We start from the raw sequence: 17195 nt of genomic DNA, 5'->3' as shown, positions 1-17195 counted from the left end.
GCATACCGTGATCTTCTGATGACTGCGACGCTCTCGACTCCGCCCGTGCCCACCTCAGGCAAGGCTCTCGGAGTCCCCGCCGACCCTGCCGACCCGAGCCGGCAGGTCGACTGGCGACGCCTGAAGGGGCCGGTGACGCTCGCCGCGCTGATCGCGCTGGCGGTGGCCATGGTGGCCCAGTCGATCGGCACCGTCGTGGCCGGACGGCTGGCGGAGAACCCGACCGCGAGCCTGGTCGGCTGGCTGGCGCTCTGCGTGATCGGCGCCTCGCTGATCGACTCGACGGCGAAGATCGCCTGGGTCGGGGTCTCGGACCGGGTCGAGGGCAAGCTGCGCGAGGACGTGCTCCAGGCTGCCATGCGGCAGCCGCTCTCCGAGCTGAGCGAGCAGGCCGTCGGCGAGATCCTCGACCGGGTCGACGACGACTCCCACGAGGTCGGCAACCTGCTGCGCTGGCAGCTGTGGATGCTCTTCCGCTCCGTCTTCGCGGCGCTGCCGATGTGGATCGTGGCCAGCTTCACCTGGTGGCCGGCGGCGATCCTGTTCCCGCTGCTCGCCGCGGTGACCTGGTTCGTCATCCGCCGGCTGCTGGGCAAGATCTCCGAGCTCAAGGTCATCGAGGAGGCCTCCTGGACCGACCACGCCGCTGTGCTCGAGGAGGGCATCGCGGGGCGTGACGACCTGCGTACGAGCCTCGGCCAGGACCACGTGGTCGCCCGGGTGGCCAGGCTGTCGGCGATCGTCCACGAGAAGTTCCGTGCGGTCGTCACGGTCGAGGCGAAGGTCGGCCGCCGGGCCGGCGTGCTCCTGCACTCCCTGCTGGCCGGCATCGGGTTGGCCGGAGTGGCGCTCGCCGCGAACGACCGCCTCGGGATCAGCGCGCTGGTGACGCTGTTCCTGGTCACGAGCACGTTCGTCGGCCAGATCGCGATGCTCGCCAACCACCTGCCCGACATCCAGGCGGGCCTGGGCGCGGTCATCCGGCTGCGCCAGATGATGGGCTCCGAGCCGGAGCCCGAAGGCGGCGAGCCCGTCCCCGGCGGGGGTGCCCTCGAGGTCGACCTGCGCGACCTGACCTTCTCCTACGCCGAGGGCACCTTCGCCCTCCAGGGCATCTCGCTCACGGTGCCGGCCGGTGACACCATCGCCCTGGTCGGCCGCACCGGCTCCGGCAAGTCGACGCTCGCCTCGCTGCTCTCCCGGGCCGTCGAGCCGCCGCGCGGCTCGGTGTTCCTGGGTGGCGTGGACGTACGCGACCTCGACCTGCAGCAGCTGCGTGCCTCGGTGGGTGTGGTGACACAGCGCACCGAGATCCTGGCCGGCACGCTCGCTGAGAACATCTCGCTCTTCGACGACGCGCGCCCCCGCGAGGACATCGAGCGGGCGGTGGCCCGGCTCGGCCTCTCGGAGTGGGTCGCCGGTCTGCCCGACGGGCTCGACACCCTGCTCGGCCCTGGCGGCACCTCGCTGTCGGCGGGGGAGGAGCAGCTGGTCGCTTTCGCCCGGCTGCTGGTGCGTGACGTACGGGTGGTCGTCCTCGACGAGGCGACGGCGCGGATGGACCCGCTCACCGAGCGCCGGGTGGTCGCTGCTGCCGACCGGCTGCTGACCGGGCGGACCGGCATCCTGATCGCCCACCGGCTCTCCACCATCGAGCGGGCGCCGCACGTGGCCGTGCTCGACCACGGCCGGGTGATCCAGCACGGCCTGCGGGCCTCGCTGGCGACCACGCCGGGGCCGTTCCATGACCTGCTCGAGGCCAGCCGCACCGATCACCACGACTCGCCCTCGCCCGCGGCGAAGCCTGTCGACCACTCCACCCTCGACCACGTCGCGGAGGGCAACGTGGGCGGCAAGCGTCGCTCGGGCGCTCCGCCGGACGTCCCCGAGGTCGGCACCGGGCCGTCGCTCGCCCGGGGGATGCTGCACGTCCTGTTCCTGCGCCCCGAGTGGGGCGTCGCGGGTGCGCTGCTCTTCCTGTTCGCCTCGATGACCGGTGCGCAGGGTGCCTTCACCGGGCTCCTGTGGGGCCGGATCGTCGAGTCGCTGCAGGACGGTGGCAGGCCGACGGTGATGTCGGTGCTGCTCGTGGTCAGCCTGCTGGCCGCGCCGCTGATGCTCGCCGATGCCTTCTACCGCTACCCACGCTGGTGGATCGAGGTCATGCTGCGTGCCCGGATGGCCGTGCTCTACGGCCAGACCCGCCAGCATCGCCTGACGCGTACGCCGCCGGGCGAGGTCGTCGCCCGCTCGATGGACGCGGACCGGTACGCCCGCTACGCCGACCGCTGGGTCGACTTCGTCAACGGTCTCGTGATCGCGACGATCACCGCTCTGCTCGCCGGCACCGCGCTCGCGGGCGCCGTGCTCCTGGTCGTCATGATCGCCTCGGCGCTGGCCTCCGCGGTCGGCCGGCCGATCGCCGGCCGCTCGGCAGCGGCCTCCTCCGCCGCTCGCGCGCGGTTCGGCCGTGCGGTGGTCTCCGCGCTCGAGTCCGTACGCACCGTGAAGCTGGCCGCGGCCACCCCGCAGGTCCACGCCCACCTGCAGCACGTCGACGCAGGGAGGGTCGAGGCAGCGGTGAAGGAGCACCGGGTGCAGGCGTTCCTCGACGGGGTTCCCGCGCTCATGGTGCAGTGCGGCGTCGTGGCTGCCTGGGGGATCTACTTCGGCGGCGGCTGGGGTCTGGCGACCGCGCTGCTGGTCGCCAACGCGGTCTCGGGCTTCGACTGGTTCGGCCGGGTGGCCGGCATGGTCGTCACCGAGGCTCCCGGCACCCGCGCGTGGCAGAAGGAGACCAGCCGGTTCGCCGGCGGTCGCGACCTGATGGATCTGCCGCCGGGCGTCGACCTGGTCACCGGTGACGCGCCGGATCCGGGCCCGGTCGAGCAGGTGCCGCTCGAGTCCCTCGAGCTCTCGGCCCTGTCGGCGGTCCACGACGACGGCACGATCGGCGTCTCCGACGTCTCACTCACCATCGAGCGCGGCGAGCTGGTCCTGCTCGTGGGGCAGGTCGGCTCCGGCAAGTCATCCCTGCTGGCGTCGCTCGCCGGCCTGATCGAGCACACCGGCACGATCCGGTGGAACGACGAGCTGGTCCAGGACCCGCAGTCCTTCCTGAGGCCGGGGCAGGTGGCGTACGTCGCCCAGGTGCCGCGGGTGCTCTCCGGCACCTTCGCCGACAACATCCGCCTGGGACACGACCGGCCGTTCGACAGTCCGGTCGCCGACGCGCGCCTCGAGCTCGATGTCAAGGAGGCGGGCGGCGCGGACGCGATCGTCGGTCACCGTGGCGTACGCCTCTCCGGGGGACAGGTCCAGCGTCTCGCCCTGGCGCGAGCGCTGGCTGCCGACACCGAGCTGCTCCTGGCCGACGACGTCTCCAGCGCGCTCGACGCGGCCACCGAGATCGAGCTCTGGCGGGCGCTGCGTGAACGGCACACGACGGTCATCGGCGCCACCTCGAAGCGAGCCGCTCTCGCTCAGGCCGACCGGGTCGTCGTCATGGTCGACGGTGAGATCGCCGCGGTAGGTCCCTGGACCGAGCTGGCACCGTCCTGGTCCCACCTGGCCGGCTGACTCCCCCCGCCGAATCGGCAGGTGTGGCGAGCCGAATCGGCAGTTGTGGAAGCCGAGTGGTGAGTTGGGGGCGACGAAACGACAGTTTCGTCGCCCCCAACTGCATTCTCAGCCGCCACAACTGCGGTTTCGGCGTCAGGCGGCCTCGCCGTGCTCGAGCGTCTGGCGCAGCGAAGCAGCATCCACGCCGAGGGCCTGTAGGGCAGCATGTCCTTCCCCTTCCGCGCGCAGGATGGCGAGCAGGATGTGCTCGGTGCCGATCGAGCGGTCCTTGAGCCGGATCGCCTCGCGCAGCGAGAGCTCGAGGACCTTCTTCGCGTCCCTGGTGAAGGGGATGTGCCCGCCGAGGCGGCGGCGTGGCTTCCCGCTGTCCAGGGCGCCGGCACCGAACACCTCCTCCACCGTGGAGCGCACCGCGTCCAGATCGATCCCGAGCGCGGACAGCGCGTCGGCGTCGTCGTCGCCGAGGCGCCCGTGGGCCCGCTCGACCTCCGCCCGCAGTGCAGCGGCATCGACACCGGCCTCGGCGAGCGCCCGGGCGGCGGACGAGCCGGCGCTGGAGCCGATCGCCAGCAGCAGGTGGTCGTCGCCGATGCGCTCGTGACCGAGCTCGGTGGCGTACGTCTGGGCAGCGGTCACCGCATCGCGGGCCGGCTTGGTGAACCTCTCGAACATCACATCTCCTTCGCGTACTTCTTGTGGACCGCCTGTCGGCTGACCTCCAGCGCGTCGGCGATCTCCTGCCAGGCCCATCCCTGTCGGCGGGCGTTCGCCACCTGCAGCCGCTCCAGCGAGTCGGCGAGGCGGCGCAGTGCGAGCGCGGCTCGCAACCCGGTGCTCGGGTCGGCGCTCGCGGCCGACTCGGCAAGGTCCTTCGCATCCGTCATGCTGTCAATATAGGTTGACATCAGCATCGTGTCAACCTGGGTTGACGAAGCCGGCCCGCCGCCGGGACACGCGTCACACCGATTCACGGAATAGCCCGCAAATCGCCGAAGGTTAGGCAGTAGTGACTGACATCGCCAGCCCCGAGACCGCCGCGAGGCCGGTCACCACCGTCCGGTTCGTGATCGCCATGCTCGCCCTCGCGACGGGTGGGTTCGCGATCGGTACGACCGAGTTCGTCACCATGGGCGTGCTGCCCGAGATCGCCGAGGGCGTCGGCGTCCGAACCTCCACGGCCGGCCACCTGATCAGCGCCTATGCGGTCGGAGTGGTGGTCGGCGTACCGATCCTCTCGTTCTTCGTCGCCCATCTTCCGCGCAAGGGGCTGCTGCTGTCGCTGATGGCGGCGTACGCACTGTTCAACCTGCTCAGCGCCGTCGCCGTGGACTACAAGATGCTGCTGGTCGCGAGGTTCCTCGACGGGCTCCCGCACGGCGCCTACTTCGGCGTCGCGAGCATCGTCGCGACGTCGATGGCCGCGCCCAAGCACCGCGGACGAGCGGTCGCCCTGGTGATGCTCGGGCTCTCGGTCGCCAACGTGATCGGCGTCCCGTTCGCGACCTGGCTCGGTCAGACCGCCGGCTGGCGGGCACCGTACGCAGCCGCAGCCGGCCTCGCGCTGCTGACCGTGGTCCTGGTGCAGCTCTCGGTGCCCCACTTCCCGGGTGACCCGAACGCGACCGGCCGCAGCGAGGCCGGCCGGTTCTTCACCAACAAGCAGGTCTGGCTGACGATGCTCGCGGGTGCGATCGGATTCGGCGGCATGTTCGCGGCGTACTCCTACATCTCCCCGATCGTCACCGACACCGCCGGCCTGGCCGAGGGGGCGGTGCCGTGGTTCGTCTTCGCGTTCGGCACCGGGATGGTCGTCGGCACCTGGGTCGCGGGAGAGCTGGCCCGGTGGTCGGTGATGGGCTCACTGCTCGCGAGCAGCCTGGGCATGGTGGCGGTGCTGACGCTCTTCTGGCTGGTCGCCCCGGCCGGGTGGTGGCTCGCTCCGGTCGCCTTCCTGACCACCGCGATCGCCTCGGTGCTGGTGATCAACCTGCAGGTACGCCTGATGGACGTCGCCGATGACGCGGTGACCCTCGGCGCCGCGATGAACCACGCGAGCCTCAACATCGCCAACGCCCTCGGCGCCTTCGCGGGCGGCCTGGCTCTCGACGTCTGGAGCGTGCGCGAGGCGCCGTTGGTCGGCGCCGGCCTGGCTGCCGCCGGGATGCTGGTGCTGTTGTGGAGCACCAGCATCCACCGGCGTAAGGCCTAGAAGGCCTCTTCGTTGCCGTCCGTGGCGGTGGCCGCCTCGACCGCCGCCAGGAACCCGTCGGCCCAGGCCTTGGAGTCGTGGTGGCGGATGGTGTCCCAGAGTCCGCGCATCCGGTCCTTGGCCTCGGCCTCGTCCATGTCGACGGCCTGCAGGAAGACCCGGACCATGTCGGAGACGTCGTGGGGGTTGGTCAGCACCGCGCCGCGAAGCTCGGCGGCTGCCCCGGCGAACTCGGAGAGCACCAGCGTGCCGCTCGTGCCAAGCAGACCGTGGACCGCGGCGTACTCCTTCGCGACCAGGTTGAGCCCGTCGCGCAGCGGGGTGATCCACATGACGTCGGCGTTGGCGTAGTAGGCCAGCAGCTCCTCGAACGGGATCGGCCGGAAGTAGAAGTGGACCGGCATCCAGCCCATCCGCGAGAACCGGCCGTTGATCCGCCCGACGGCCTGCTCGATCTGGTTCTGCAGCGTCTTGTAGACGGTCATCTCGCCGGCCGCGGGCACGCAGACCAGCACCAGCGACAGCTCGCCCATCAACGACGGGTCCTCCAGCAGCGCCCGCTCGAAGGCCTCGAGCTGCTGCAGCACGCCCTTGGTGTAGTCGAGGCGGGAGACGGCCAGCGCGATCCGCTGACCCTCGAACTCCTCCTTCACCCGGGCGATCGAGCTCTGCACCGCCGGGGTGGCCAGGGTCTGCTCGATCCGCTTCGTGTCGACGCTGACCGGGTTGGCGCCCAGGTGCACGCGACGTCCACCGACGTCGATCACCGAGGGCATGGTGTCCAGACCGAGTGCGAAGCCGTACGTCCGGAACCGAGGCGCCGAGTCCTCGGTCTCGATCACCTCGACGGGCGCGACGCCGCGGGCGACGTCGACGAAGTTCTCGACCTGGCGGGGGATGTGGAACGAGATGTAGTCGCACTGCAGCAGCGAGCCGATGATCTCGCGGCGCCACGGCACCACGTTGAAGACGTCAGCGCCGGGGAAGTGGGTGTGGTGCAGGAACGCGATCTTCACGTCCGGCCGCATCTCCCGCAGGTAGGCCGGCACCATCCACAGGTTGTAGTCGTGGATCCAGACGATGCCGCCGTACGCCGCCTCGGCCGCCGCCTGCTCGGCGAAGGCCCGGTTGACCCGGCAATAGACCTTCCAATCGTCCTCCTTGAACTTCGCGCGTTCCCAGAAGGTGTGCAGCAGCGGCCAGAACGCTTCCTTGGAGAAGCGTTTGTAGAAGACGTCGACGTCCTTCTTCGACAGCGGCAGCCGGGAGGCCACCAGGCCCGGGTAGAGCTTGGGGTCGACGACCGTGTGGGTGGCGAACTTGCCGCGCTTGGGGTCGTCGATGGACCAGGCGACCCAGGATCCGGTGCGCTCGGTGAAGAAGGAGAGCAGCGTCGGGATGATGCCGTTGGGCGACTTCGGCCGCCGGCGCTTGACCTCGCCGTCCTCGATCACCTCGTCGTAGGGGAGCCGGTGGTAGACCATGACGAGGTCGGACTTCCCGGGGTCGTCGGCGTCGTTCTCCGGGTCGTAGATGTGCTCGTCGTCGAGCAGGTTGAAGTGCCTGATCGCCTGCAGGATCCCGCCGGTGCCGGGGGAGGTGGCGTGGAACGTACGCTCCTTGTCGCGGGTCGCGTCCAGCAGCAGGTCCTCGGCCTCGCCGACGCAGACGCCCGGGAACCCGATGTCGTACATCGACAGGTCGTTGAGGGTGTCACCGGCGACCAGCACGCGGTCCTTGGGGATGCCGAGGTGCTCGACGAGCTTCGTCACCGTGTGGCCCTTGTTGATCCCGGCGGGCAGCACGTCGAGATAGTGGCTGGCGGAGTAGAGCAGGTCGCAGCCGATCTGCGCGACCAGCGGGGCGAGGTCGTCGGTGACGGCCTCGGGGTCGCAGAAGTAGGAGACCCGGCGGTCCTGGGGCACGTTCTGCCGGACCAGTCCGGGGCGGTCGCCGATCTTCTCGAGCACGGTGAGCTCGCCCGGCCACTTGGCGGCGATCTCCTGCTGGATGGGCTCGACGGCGAGCAGGTCGTGTCCGGTCACGATGGTGGCGCCGACGTCGCAGATGATGAAGTCGGGCGTCGGGATGGTCGGGTCGGCGAGCAGCGGCAGCACCGACTCCAGCCCACGACCGGTGACGAAGGACAGAAGTACGTCCTCGCGGCGGCTCAGCGTCTGGTACAGCTTGACCTTCGCCTCGGGGTCGCCGGCTAGGAAGGTTCCGTCCAGATCGGTCGCAAGCAGCATGCGTGCGTTGGCAGCGGACGTGTCGTTCACAAGTCTCCTCGAGGGTCGCCTGGCCTCGAGGCCGATTCGGCAGCTGGCCCGAGGCTGCGGACCCCTTGGAGGATCCGCGGGTCGACCAAACAGGTTAACAGGGGCATGTGTCGGGCCGGAAACGGGCATTTGACGGGCTATCGAATCTGCGCTGAGTAGAGCCTCTCAGGAGGTCCACAAACTCGTAAGAAATTGGATGCACCTGTTCGATAACTCAGTCGGGAATCGGTCGTTGAGGGGTCATGCGGATCCTGCCCGCGGCCTTCAAGAAAGACCGCGGGCGACCACGGTCCTCGACGTTGATCACGGGGGGCGCCGAGGCCCATGGCCGGCACGCAGGTCGGTGCCGCGGGCAGGGTCCACAGCTCGTACGGATCGGTGATCGATCCTCTTCCTCCCACCATTTCGAGCCTTTCGGCGGGTGGCTGACAGAATGCGCACATGACCGGCAGCACTGCTCCTACGACTAGGCCCAGGGTCCTTTCCGGCATCCAGCCGACGGCGGACTCCTACCACCTCGGCAACTATCTCGGCGCGGTCCGGCAGTGGGTGAACCTGCAGGAGGAGCACGAGCCGTTCTTCTTCATCGCCGACCTGCACGCGATCACGGTCGAGCAGGACCCGAAGGTGCTCCGCGAGCGTACGCGGCGGGCCGCCGCCCAGCTGCTGGCCGCCGGAGTCGACCCGGAGCGGTCCGCGATCTTCGTCCAGTCCCACCTGCCCGAGCACGCTCAGCTCGGCTGGGTGATGCAGTGCATCACCTCGTTCGGTGAGGCCCGGCGGATGACCCAGTTCAAGGACAAGTCCGCCAAGGGCGGTGAGGGCGCGGCCTCGGTCGGCCTCTTCTCCTACCCGATGCTGATGGCCGCCGACATCCTGCTCTACCGCCCGGCGTACGTCCCGGTCGGCGAGGACCAGCGGCAGCACCTCGAGCTGACCCGCGACCTCGCGCAGCGGTTCAACAGCCGCTACAAGAAGACGTTCCGGCTGCCCGAGCCCTACATCCTCAAGGAGGTCGCGAAGATCTACGACCTCCAGGACCCGACGATCAAGATGTCCAAGTCGGCCTCGTCGCCGACCGGGTTGATCGACATGCTCGACGACCCGAAGGTCTCGGCGAAGAAGATCCGCTCCGCGGTCACCGACTCGGAGATGGAGATCCGCTTCGACGAGGAGGCCAAGCCGGGAGTCTCCAACCTGCTCCGGATCTACTCCGCGCTGACCGGCTCCGAGATCGACACCCTGGTCGGCAAGTACGCCGGCAAGGGCTACGGCGATCTGAAGAAGGATCTCGCCGAGGTCGTCGTCGATTACGTCACCCCGTTCCGGGAGAAGACCTTCGAGGTTCTCGAGGACCGGGCGTACCTCGACGGCATCTTGCAGCAGGGTGCGGAGAAGGCAGGCGTGGTCGCCCGCAAGACTCTGGCCGACGTCTACGAGCGGGTCGGCTTTGTGCCCCCCGCGTCGCCGCTCGGCTAGTAAGGTCGGCGCATGCGCACCATCGGTGTTGCCATCGCGATCCCGGAGCCATGGGCAAGTCAGCTCCAGGACTACCGGACGTCTCTCGGGGACGCGACGGCGACCATGATCCCGACGCACATCACTCTTGTGCCCCCGACGGAGATCCACGACGACCTGCTGCCCGACGTCGAGAGCCATCTCGAGTCGGCGGCTTCGCGGGTCGCCCCCTTCAGCGTGCACCTGCGCGGCACCGGCACCTTCCGGCCGGTCTCGCCTGTGGTGTTCGTGGCAGTGGTACAGGGCATCTCGGGCTGTGAGCAGCTGGCCAACGCGGTCCGGCAGGGGCCGCTCGACCAGAAGCTCACGTTTCCCTATCACCCGCATGTCACGATCGCTCACGACCTTCCCGACGCTAGCCTCGACAAGGCTTTCGGCGAGCTGGCCGACTTCGAGTGCGAGTGGTCGGTCGAGGAGTTCCACCTCTATGTCCACGACGACACGGACGGCTGGCGCCCGACGCGGGAGTTCGCGCTGAGAGCAGCACTGACCGGTTGAGGCGGGCTCGGGTCCGCCCATGAACGACGGATGGGGACCTCGGGATGAAGGAAAAGGTCAAGGCAAAGATCGCCGAGCTGCGTGCGCGCTTCCCGGCGCTGGACCGGGTGATTCGCACGCAGGAGCACTACGGCGACGTCGGGGCCGCCCAGCAGGCCGGTGCGATCACCTACTTCGGCTTCCTGTCGACGTTCCCGATCCTCGCGCTGGCGTTCTTCGCCGTCGGCCAGATCGCCAAGGTCTACTCCGGAGCCGAGAGCGACCTCGTCGAGGCGATCGACCAGGTCCTGCCCGGGTTGGTCGGCGACGGTGCCGGGCAGCTGAAGATCTCCGACATCGAGAGTGCGGCCGGCGCGGTCGGGATCATCGGTCTCATCGGTCTGCTCTATGCCGGCCTCGGCTTCATCGACGGACTTCGCAAGGCCCTCGAGGCGGTCTTCCTGGTGCCCGACGAGGAGCAGCCGGGCTTCCTGGCGGCCAAGGCCCGCGACTTGGTTGCACTCATCGGGCTCGGTCTCATCCTGCTGGTCGCGGTGGCCTTCACCGGCCTCGTACGCACCTTCTCGGTCAACGTCTTGGACTGGATCGGCCTCGACGAAGGCTTCGGCTGGCTGATCGTCCTTCTCACCCTGGTGCTGGGCCTGGCGGCCAACACGGTGCTCTTCTTCGCGATGTTCCACCTGGCTCCCCAGAGCGACACCCCCAAGCGTCCCCTGTGGGCGGGCGCCGTGCTCGGCGCCATCGGCTTCGAGATCCTCAAGCAGGCCTCGACCCTGCTGCTCAAGGCCACCCAGGGGCAGCCGGCCTTCCAGGCCTTCGGCATCGCCCTCATCCTGGTCGTCTGGATCCACTACACCTCGATGGTGATCCTGTACGCCGCCTCCTACGCCCACGTCGGCGCGACTCCTGCCGAGCCGGACGCTGATGGTCCGGGGAGTTCCGGTCGGTCTACCGGCGAGTAATGGACGGAAACTCCCCGGACTATCCGGGAGCGGCCCGAACGCCAGCGCGGGTGCGGCGGATGAGAGAGTCGTACCCATGAAGCTCGAGAAGACTGACGGCGCGCTCCTCCTGGTCATCGGGGTCTGGACGATCGCGATCTGGACCAACTTCGGCCGCAACCTCGTCAAGACCGCCAAGGACCCGGAGCAGACCCGTCCGAAGCCCTACTACATCGCCCACGCGGTGCTCGTGGTCGTCGACGTGCTCCTCGGCGGCCTGCTGATCAAGCTCGGTGTACAGCGGCTGCTGACCAGGGGATAGCCCTCAGGAGGACTCCGCCGTGTCGAGGTGGTCGACCAGCTCGGTGAGCTGGTCGCGCAGCGCGAGCGCCTCGTCACGGGTGATCCCCATCGATGCGCCGAGCTCCTGCGGCACGCCGGAGACCTGCTCCTCCAGGGCCTGGCCGGCCTCGGTCAGGCTGACCAGCACCCGGCGCTCGTCGCCGGGGTCGCGGTCGCGCCGCACCAGCCCAGCGGTCTCGAGCCGCTTGAGCAGCGGCGTCAGGGTGCCCGAGTCGAGCCGCAGGCGCTGGCCGAGGGAGGTCACCGAGAGCGGCTCCTCGCTCTCCCAGAGCACCAGCATCACCAGATACTGCGGATAGGTCAGCCCGGTCCCCTTGAGCAGCGTCACATAGCGCTTCGTCACGGCTCTGGTCGCTGCGTACAGCGGGAAGCAGAGCTGAAGGTCGAGCGAGAGCTGAGGGTAGGTACGGCCGGACACATCCATCAGTCTACCCCCTTGCGCTATTAAGTTGTGCGCAATATAGTTGTGCACATGACACCGATCTACACAGCCACCGCAGTCAGCACCGGCGACGCCCGCAACGGCCACGTCCAGTCCTCCGACGGTCTCATCGACGCCGACGTTCGCGTTCCCAAGGAGATGGGTGGCGCCGGTGGTGCCACCAACCCCGAGCAGCTCTTCGCCGCCGGCTACGCGGCCTGCTTCCACTCGGCGCTCAAGCTGGTGGCCGGCAAGGCCAAGGTCGACATGACCGACTCCGAGGTCGTCGCCGACGTGAGCATCGGTGAGAACGGCCAGGGCGGCTTCGGCCTCGCCGTGCAGCTCGAGGTGACCATCCCCGGCGCCGACGCCACGACCGCCCAGCAGCTCGCCGAGCAGGCCCACCAGGTCTGCCCGTACTCCAACGCCACCCGCGGCAACGTCGAGGTCAAGCTCACCGTCGCCTGACCACCGGCCGAGGCGTCACCTACGTCGGCCGAGTAGGCACGACGGTGACGTCTCGGCCGACGTACCTGACGTCTCGGCATAGAAGAAGGGCCGCTCTCCGAGGAGAGCGGCCCTTCTGTCACGTGGTGACCGGATGGTCAGCCGAGGATCAGCGACTTGCGCAGGTCCTTGTTGAGCTGGGAGATCACGTCGAGCGGGATCTCCTTGGGGCAGGCGGAGGCGCACTCACCGATGTTGGTGCAGCCACCGAAGCCCTCGGCGTCGTGCTGGCCGACCATGGACTGCACGCGGGAGTAGCGCTCCGGCTGGCCCTGCGGCAGCTCACCGAGGTGGGTGATCTTCGCGCCGAGGAACAGCGAGGCGGAGCCGTTGGGGCATGCGGCGACGCAGGCGCCGCAGCCGATGCAGGTGGCCGTGTTGAACGCCCGCATGGCCTTGTCGCGCGGGGCCGGCACCGAGTTGGCCTCGGGGGCCGAGCCGGTGTTGGCCGAGATGTAGCCGCCGTTCTGGATGATCCGGTCGAACGCGGAGCGGTCGACGATCAGGTCCTTGACGATCGGGAACGACGCGGCACGCCACGGCTCGATGGTGATGGTGTCACCGTCGTTGAAGGAGCGCATGTGCAGCTGGCAGGTCGTGGTGACCTCCGGGCCGTGCGCCTCGCCGTTGATCATCAGCGAACACATGCCGCAGATGCCCTCGCGACAGTCGGAGTCGAACGCGATCGGCTCCTCGTCGTTGTGCAGGAGCTGCTCGTTGAGCAGGTCGAGCATCTCGAGGAACGACATGTCCGAGGACACCCCGTCCAGCTCGTACGTCTTGAGCGCACCCTTCTCGGACGCGTTGGCCTGCCGCCAGATCTTGAGGGTGAGCTTCACTTGTACGACCTCTGCTTCATCTCGATGGCGGTGTAGATCAGGTCCTCCTTGTGGAGGATCGGGGCGCCGTCCTCGCCACCGAACTCCCAGGCCGCGACGTAGGCGAACTCGTCGTCGTGACGCAGCGCCTCGCCGTCCTCGGTCTGCGACTCGGCGCGGAAGTGGCCGCCGCAGGACTCGCGCCGGTTGAGCGCGTCGATGCACATGAGCTCACCGAGCTCGATGAAGTCGGCGACACGGCCGGCCTTCTCGAGGTCCTGGTTGAGGGAGTCGGCCGAGCCGAGGACCTTGACGTTGGTCCAGAACTCCTTCTTGAGCTCGCGGATCAGCCCGATGGCCTTCTTGAGGCCCTCCTCGGTCCGCTCCATGCCGCAGTACTCCCACATGATCAGGCCGAGCTCCTTGTGGATCGACTCGACCGAGCGGGTGCCGTTGATCGACATGAACTTGTCGATCCGCTCCTGGACCGACTGCTTCGCCTCGACGACCGCCGGGTGGTCCTCGGAGATCGGGTCGAACGGGCCGTCGGCGAGGTACTCGCGGATGGTGTTCGGGAGCACGAAGTAGCCGTCGGCCAGACCCTGCATCAGCGCCGAGGCACCGAGGCGGTTCGCGCCGTGGTCGGAGAAGTTGGCCTCACCGGTGCAGTAAAGACCCTCGATGTTGGTCGAGAGCTCGTAGTCCACCCAGAGGCCGCCCATGACGTAGTGGACGGCGGGGTAGATGCGCATCGGCAGCTCGTAGGGGTTCTCACCCGTGATCCGCTCGTACATGTCGAGGAGGTTGTCGTACTTCTCCTCGATCGCGGCCTTGCCGAGGCGCTCGATCGCGGCACCCAGGTCGAGGTAGACACCGCGGCGGAACTTCTTCACCGTGCCGTCGGGCTGGGTCTCGTCGACCTCCGGACCGACGCCGCGGCCCTCGTCGCACATGTACTTCGCGGCGCGCGAGGCGATGTCGCGGGGGACCAGGTTTCCGAAGGCGGGGTAGATCCGCTCCAGGAAGTAGTCGCGGTCCTCCTCGGGGATCTCGCGCGGGTCCTTGGCGCAGTCCTCGGCGTTCTTGGGCACCCAGATACGACCGTCGTTACGCAGCGACTCCGACATCAGGGTCAGCTTCGACTGGTGGGCGCCGGTCACCGGGATGCAGGTCGGGTGGATCTGCGTGTAGCAGGGGTTGGCCATGTAGGCGCCCTTGCGGTGCGCACGCCACGTGGCGGTGACGTTGGACCCCATCGCGTTGGTCGAGAGGTAGAAGACGTTGCCGTAGCCGCCGGTCGCGAGCACGACCACGTCGGCCAGGTGGGTCTCGATCTCGCCGGTGACCATGTCGCGGGCGATGATGCCGCGGGCCTTGCCGTCAGCGACGATCAGCTCGAGCATCTCGTGACGCGTGAACTGCTCCACGGTGCCAGCGGCGACCTGGCGCTCCATGGCCTGGTAGGCGCCGATGAGGAGCTGCTGCCCCGTCTGGCCGCGGGCGTAGAACGTACGCGACACCTGCACGCCACCGAAGGAGCGGTTGTCGAGCAGACCGCCGTACTCGCGGGCGAAGGGCACGCCCTGAGCCACGCACTGGTCGATGATGTTCACCGACTCCTCGGCGAGGCGGTAGACGTTGGACTCGCGGGCGCGGTAGTCGCCGCCCTTGACCGTGTCGTAGAAGAGCCGGTAGGCCGAGTCGCCGTCGCCCTTGTAGTTCTTGGCGGCGTTGATGCCGCCCTGGGCGGCGATCGAGTGGGCGCGACGCGGGGAGTCCTGGTAGCAGAACGACTTCACGTTGTAGCCGGCCTCGCCGAGCGTGGCGGCAGCGGCGCCGCCGGCCAGGCCGGTGCCGACGATGATGACCGACAGCTTGCGGCGGTTGGCCGGGTTGACCAGGCGGTTCTCGAACTTGCGGGTCGTCCAGCGCTCCGCGATCGGGCCGGTCGGAGCCTTCGGGTCGACCAGCTTGTCGCCGAGCACGTAGTAGCCCGCGGCGTCGTCGGATTTCTGGACCGGTGCCTCGTTGGTCGGGGTGAGGCCGGACAGGTAGTGGGTTCCAGCAGCCATGTGTCAGATGTCCTTACGAGATGACGCCGAAGACGGTGAACAGGGGGACCAGCGAGAAGCCGCCGGCGACCACGATCGCGACGACCCAGCCGGCGACGCGGGCCCTGGCACGCGACTCAGCGGTGTTGGTGAACCCGAGCGTCTGGATGGCGCTGAAGGTGCCGTGGTGCAGGTGGAACGCGAGCGCGAGCATCGCGAGCAGGTAGATGATGACCATCCACCACTGCTCCGGCTGGAACGCGGCGATCAGCAGCCGGTAGGGGTTCTCGGTGACCTCAGGGGCCTGCCCGCCAGTGCCCACGTTGATCTTCACGATGGTGAACTGGAGCAGGTGCCAGACGACGAAGAGGAGCAGGGCCACGCCGCCCCAGCGCATGGTGCGCGAGGAGAGCGACGAAGCCTTGTTCTTCTTCACCGCGTACTTCACCGGGCGCTGCGCGTGGGCACGGATGGAGAGCGCCACCGCCGAGGCGACGTGCGCGATCAGTGAGCCCAGGAGCACTACCCGCAGGATCCAGAGGAGCCCGCCGTACGGCAGCATCGGCTCCCCGAACGTACGCAGGTGCTCGGCGTACTCGTTGTAGGCCATCTCGCCGCTGAAGGCTTTGAGGTTGCCGTACATGTGCGCCAGCACAAAGAGGATGAAGACGATGCCGCTGGCCGCCATAAGGAGCTTCAGGGCGATCGTCGAGCGCGTCGACCGCGCGCCTTTGATCAGAGTCGTGGTTGCCACGGCACGCACGCTACTACCCCTCATACCCGAACTTGTACGCAGGGAGTATGTGACATTTTCGTCGCTGCGTGGGCGGGTGGGGTTACTGACGAGTATCTTGGGAATGGGTTAGGCAAGCCTAACAGCAGGGTGTGCATTCTCCGTGGCGATGGCGTGAGATTGTGAGGACCGGACCTCGCTCAGTGCCACCAGGCGGGCCAGCAGCTCGTCGACGGCATCGGTCCACGGACGCGTCGCGACCAGCTCCCGGCCGCGGTCGCCGAGCAGGCGCCGCCGGGGGTCGGAGACCACCGAGGCGACCGCGTCGGCGAGCTCGCGGGCGCGGGCCGGGTTGTAGAGCAATCCGGTCTCCATGTGCTGGACGATCTCCGCCGCCGCGCCGGCGCGCGGGGCGACCACCGGGAGGGCGCTGGCCGCGGCCTCACGCAGGATGTGGCCGCATCCCTCCTCCTCGCCGGGGTGGACGAGAACGTCGAGCGACGCCAGTGCGATGGCCAGGTCGCCGGTGCCCAGCGGACCGGTCAGCTTCGCCTGCGGGACCCGCTGCTTGAGCCATCCGCGCTGGGGTCCGTCGCCGATGATGATGAGGCGGATCCCCGGCACCACGGTGAGCTCGGCGAGGCGGCGTACGCCGTGGCTCTTGGCGAGGTTGCCCGCGTATCCGACCACGACCAGCGGTGTGGGTCGGGACTTCGCCTTGGACCACCGGCGGTGGAGCCAGTCGTCGCGCAGACTGGGCGAGAAGGCAGCCGTGTCGACCCCCGGCTCCCACACCTCGGCGGCGACGTCGATCGCCGCGAGCGTGCGGCGCAGGTACTCGCTTGTGACAAAGATCTCATCGGCGTACGCGGCGATCGAGGTGCTCCAGGTGAGCGCCGCCTTGGGGGAGAGCGGGGACTGCTGGACGACCAGCGTGGTCGCGGCGGCCGCCGTCGGCGACGACAGAGCCTTGCGGCCCAGGCGGCCCGGGTCGAAGGTGACCACGACGTCCGGCTCGAAGGACTCCAGGGCGTTGCGTACCTGACGGCCGGTCTTGGCGATCGGCGAGACGCGGACGACCCGGCTGTTGCGGTAGACCGAGAGTCCGGGGCCGGGCGCGATGAACCGCACCTCGTGGCCCGACTCGATCATGCGGTCGGCGATGGCCTTCACCGTGGTTGTGACACCATCGATGGTAGGAAAGAAGCTCTCGGTGACCAGCGCCATCTTCATGGGACCAGCGTCCTGCCTGGGGATGGCGAGAGCGCGACGTGT

The 17195-nt window shown here is 68.8% G+C and carries 15 protein-coding genes; 7 read left to right on the top strand and 8 right to left on the bottom strand.

The window, feature by feature from the left end; genetic code table 11:
- Positions 1-18 precede the first annotated feature (18 nt).
- Positions 19-3579 (top strand): ATP-binding cassette domain-containing protein, encoded by a 3561-nt coding sequence (locus ACW14X_RS09840; protein ID WP_457165475.1) that lies wholly within the window; start codon positions 19-21, stop codon positions 3577-3579.
- Between the two features lie 135 nt (positions 3580-3714).
- Here ACW14X_RS09840 and ACW14X_RS09835 read toward each other — a convergent pair whose 3' ends face one another.
- Together ACW14X_RS09835 and ACW14X_RS09830 are read right to left on the bottom strand one after the other, a co-directional pair.
- A complete protein-coding gene (locus ACW14X_RS09835) occupies positions 3715-4254 on the bottom strand; it encodes a Clp protease N-terminal domain-containing protein (protein ID WP_457165474.1) in 540 nt (179 codons plus the stop codon).
- Entirely contained in the window at positions 4254-4466 is a 213-nt protein-coding gene (locus ACW14X_RS09830; RefSeq protein ID WP_141802873.1) for a helix-turn-helix domain-containing protein, read from the bottom strand. The genes ACW14X_RS09835 and ACW14X_RS09830 overlap by 1 nt, the downstream gene beginning before the upstream one ends.
- A gap of 122 nt (positions 4467-4588) precedes the next feature.
- Between ACW14X_RS09830 and ACW14X_RS09825 the strand changes: the two genes are divergently transcribed.
- Positions 4589-5791 (top strand): MFS transporter, encoded by a 1203-nt coding sequence (locus tag ACW14X_RS09825; RefSeq protein WP_457165473.1) that lies wholly within the window; start codon positions 4589-4591, stop codon positions 5789-5791.
- On the opposite strand, the gene ggpS is transcribed toward ACW14X_RS09825, so the two are convergent.
- Positions 5788-8070, bottom strand: a complete 2283-nt coding sequence (gene ggpS, locus ACW14X_RS09820) for a glucosylglycerol-phosphate synthase (RefSeq protein WP_350841166.1) — start codon at positions 8068-8070, stop codon at positions 5788-5790. The two genes, ACW14X_RS09825 and ggpS, sit on opposite strands and share 4 nt — an antisense overlap.
- 441 nt (positions 8071-8511) lie before the next feature.
- Between ggpS and trpS the strand changes: the two genes are divergently transcribed.
- From trpS to ACW14X_RS09800, 4 genes are all read left to right on the top strand, one after another.
- The gene (trpS, locus tag ACW14X_RS09815; RefSeq protein WP_350719713.1) at positions 8512-9549 is read left to right on the top strand and encodes a tryptophan--tRNA ligase; all 1038 of its coding nucleotides are present in this window, start codon (positions 8512-8514) and stop codon (positions 9547-9549) included.
- Between the two features lie 12 nt (positions 9550-9561).
- A complete protein-coding gene (locus tag ACW14X_RS09810) occupies positions 9562-10086 on the top strand; it encodes a 2'-5' RNA ligase family protein (protein ID WP_350665729.1) in 525 nt (174 codons plus the stop codon).
- A gap of 44 nt (positions 10087-10130) precedes the next feature.
- A complete protein-coding gene (locus ACW14X_RS09805) occupies positions 10131-11048 on the top strand; it encodes a YihY/virulence factor BrkB family protein (RefSeq protein WP_457165472.1) in 918 nt (305 codons plus the stop codon).
- Between the two features lie 76 nt (positions 11049-11124).
- Positions 11125-11349 carry an SCO4848 family membrane protein gene (locus ACW14X_RS09800; RefSeq protein WP_091052819.1) on the top strand — a complete coding sequence of 75 codons (225 nt, stop codon included), beginning with the start codon at positions 11125-11127 and terminating at the stop codon, positions 11347-11349.
- Positions 11350-11352: 3 nt separating this feature from the next.
- Here the strand turns inward: ACW14X_RS09800 and ACW14X_RS09795 are convergent, their stop codons facing one another.
- On the bottom strand, positions 11353-11814 hold the full coding sequence (locus ACW14X_RS09795; protein ID WP_160025239.1) for a MarR family winged helix-turn-helix transcriptional regulator: 462 nt from the start codon (positions 11812-11814) through the stop codon (positions 11353-11355).
- 48 nt (positions 11815-11862) lie between these two features.
- Here ACW14X_RS09795 and ACW14X_RS09790 point away from each other — a divergent pair, with 48 nt between their 5' ends.
- Entirely contained in the window at positions 11863-12279 is a 417-nt protein-coding gene (locus tag ACW14X_RS09790; RefSeq protein ID WP_160025238.1) for an organic hydroperoxide resistance protein, read from the top strand.
- A 137-nt stretch (positions 12280-12416) separates the two neighbouring features.
- On the opposite strand, the gene ACW14X_RS09785 is transcribed toward ACW14X_RS09790, so the two are convergent.
- The 4 genes from ACW14X_RS09785 to ACW14X_RS09770 form a co-directional block, all read right to left on the bottom strand.
- Positions 12417-13157, bottom strand: coding sequence for a succinate dehydrogenase/fumarate reductase iron-sulfur subunit (locus tag ACW14X_RS09785; RefSeq protein ID WP_160025237.1), 741 nt, complete (start codon positions 13155-13157; stop codon positions 12417-12419).
- Entirely contained in the window at positions 13154-15208 is a 2055-nt protein-coding gene (locus tag ACW14X_RS09780; protein ID WP_160025236.1) for a fumarate reductase/succinate dehydrogenase flavoprotein subunit, read from the bottom strand. Before ACW14X_RS09780 ends, ACW14X_RS09785 begins: the two co-directional genes overlap by 4 nt.
- A 13-nt stretch (positions 15209-15221) precedes the next feature.
- The gene (locus ACW14X_RS09775) at positions 15222-15941 is read right to left on the bottom strand and encodes a succinate dehydrogenase cytochrome b subunit (RefSeq protein ID WP_350841174.1); all 720 of its coding nucleotides are present in this window, start codon (positions 15939-15941) and stop codon (positions 15222-15224) included.
- A 108-nt stretch (positions 15942-16049) separates the two neighbouring features.
- Complete coding sequence (locus ACW14X_RS09770) at positions 16050-17153, bottom strand: glycosyltransferase (protein WP_457165471.1); 1104 nt, start codon at positions 17151-17153, stop codon at positions 16050-16052.
- Positions 17154-17195 lie beyond the last annotated feature (42 nt).

This window comes from Nocardioides sp. YJ-D4 (assembly GCF_054031495.1).
The sequence above is the reverse complement of the archived record's forward strand: the minus strand, read 5'-3'. Positions and strand labels throughout refer to the sequence as shown.

What these genes read in the sequence shown, in the direction of transcription:
- ACW14X_RS09835 (WP_457165474.1), bottom strand. Translation starts at nt 4,254, where the DNA reads ATGTTCGAGAGGTTCACCAAGCCGGCCCGCGATGCGGTGACCGCTGCC.
- ACW14X_RS09795 (WP_160025239.1), bottom strand. Translation starts at nt 11,814, where the DNA reads ATGGATGTGTCCGGCCGTACCTACCCTCAGCTCTCGCTCGACCTTCAG.
- ACW14X_RS09790 (WP_160025238.1), top strand. Translation starts at nt 11,863, where the DNA reads ATGACACCGATCTACACAGCCACCGCAGTCAGCACCGGCGACGCCCGC.
- ACW14X_RS09840 (WP_457165475.1), top strand. Translation starts at nt 19, where the DNA reads ATGACTGCGACGCTCTCGACTCCGCCCGTGCCCACCTCAGGCAAGGCT.
- ACW14X_RS09805 (WP_457165472.1), top strand. Translation starts at nt 10,131, where the DNA reads ATGAAGGAAAAGGTCAAGGCAAAGATCGCCGAGCTGCGTGCGCGCTTC.
- ACW14X_RS09810 (WP_350665729.1), top strand. Translation starts at nt 9,562, where the DNA reads ATGCGCACCATCGGTGTTGCCATCGCGATCCCGGAGCCATGGGCAAGT.
- trpS (WP_350719713.1), top strand. Translation starts at nt 8,512, where the DNA reads ATGACCGGCAGCACTGCTCCTACGACTAGGCCCAGGGTCCTTTCCGGC.
- ACW14X_RS09800 (WP_091052819.1), top strand. Translation starts at nt 11,125, where the DNA reads ATGAAGCTCGAGAAGACTGACGGCGCGCTCCTCCTGGTCATCGGGGTC.
- ACW14X_RS09770 (WP_457165471.1), bottom strand. Translation starts at nt 17,153, where the DNA reads ATGAAGATGGCGCTGGTCACCGAGAGCTTCTTTCCTACCATCGATGGT.
- ACW14X_RS09780 (WP_160025236.1), bottom strand. Translation starts at nt 15,208, where the DNA reads ATGGCTGCTGGAACCCACTACCTGTCCGGCCTCACCCCGACCAACGAG.
- ACW14X_RS09830 (WP_141802873.1), bottom strand. Translation starts at nt 4,466, where the DNA reads ATGACGGATGCGAAGGACCTTGCCGAGTCGGCCGCGAGCGCCGACCCG.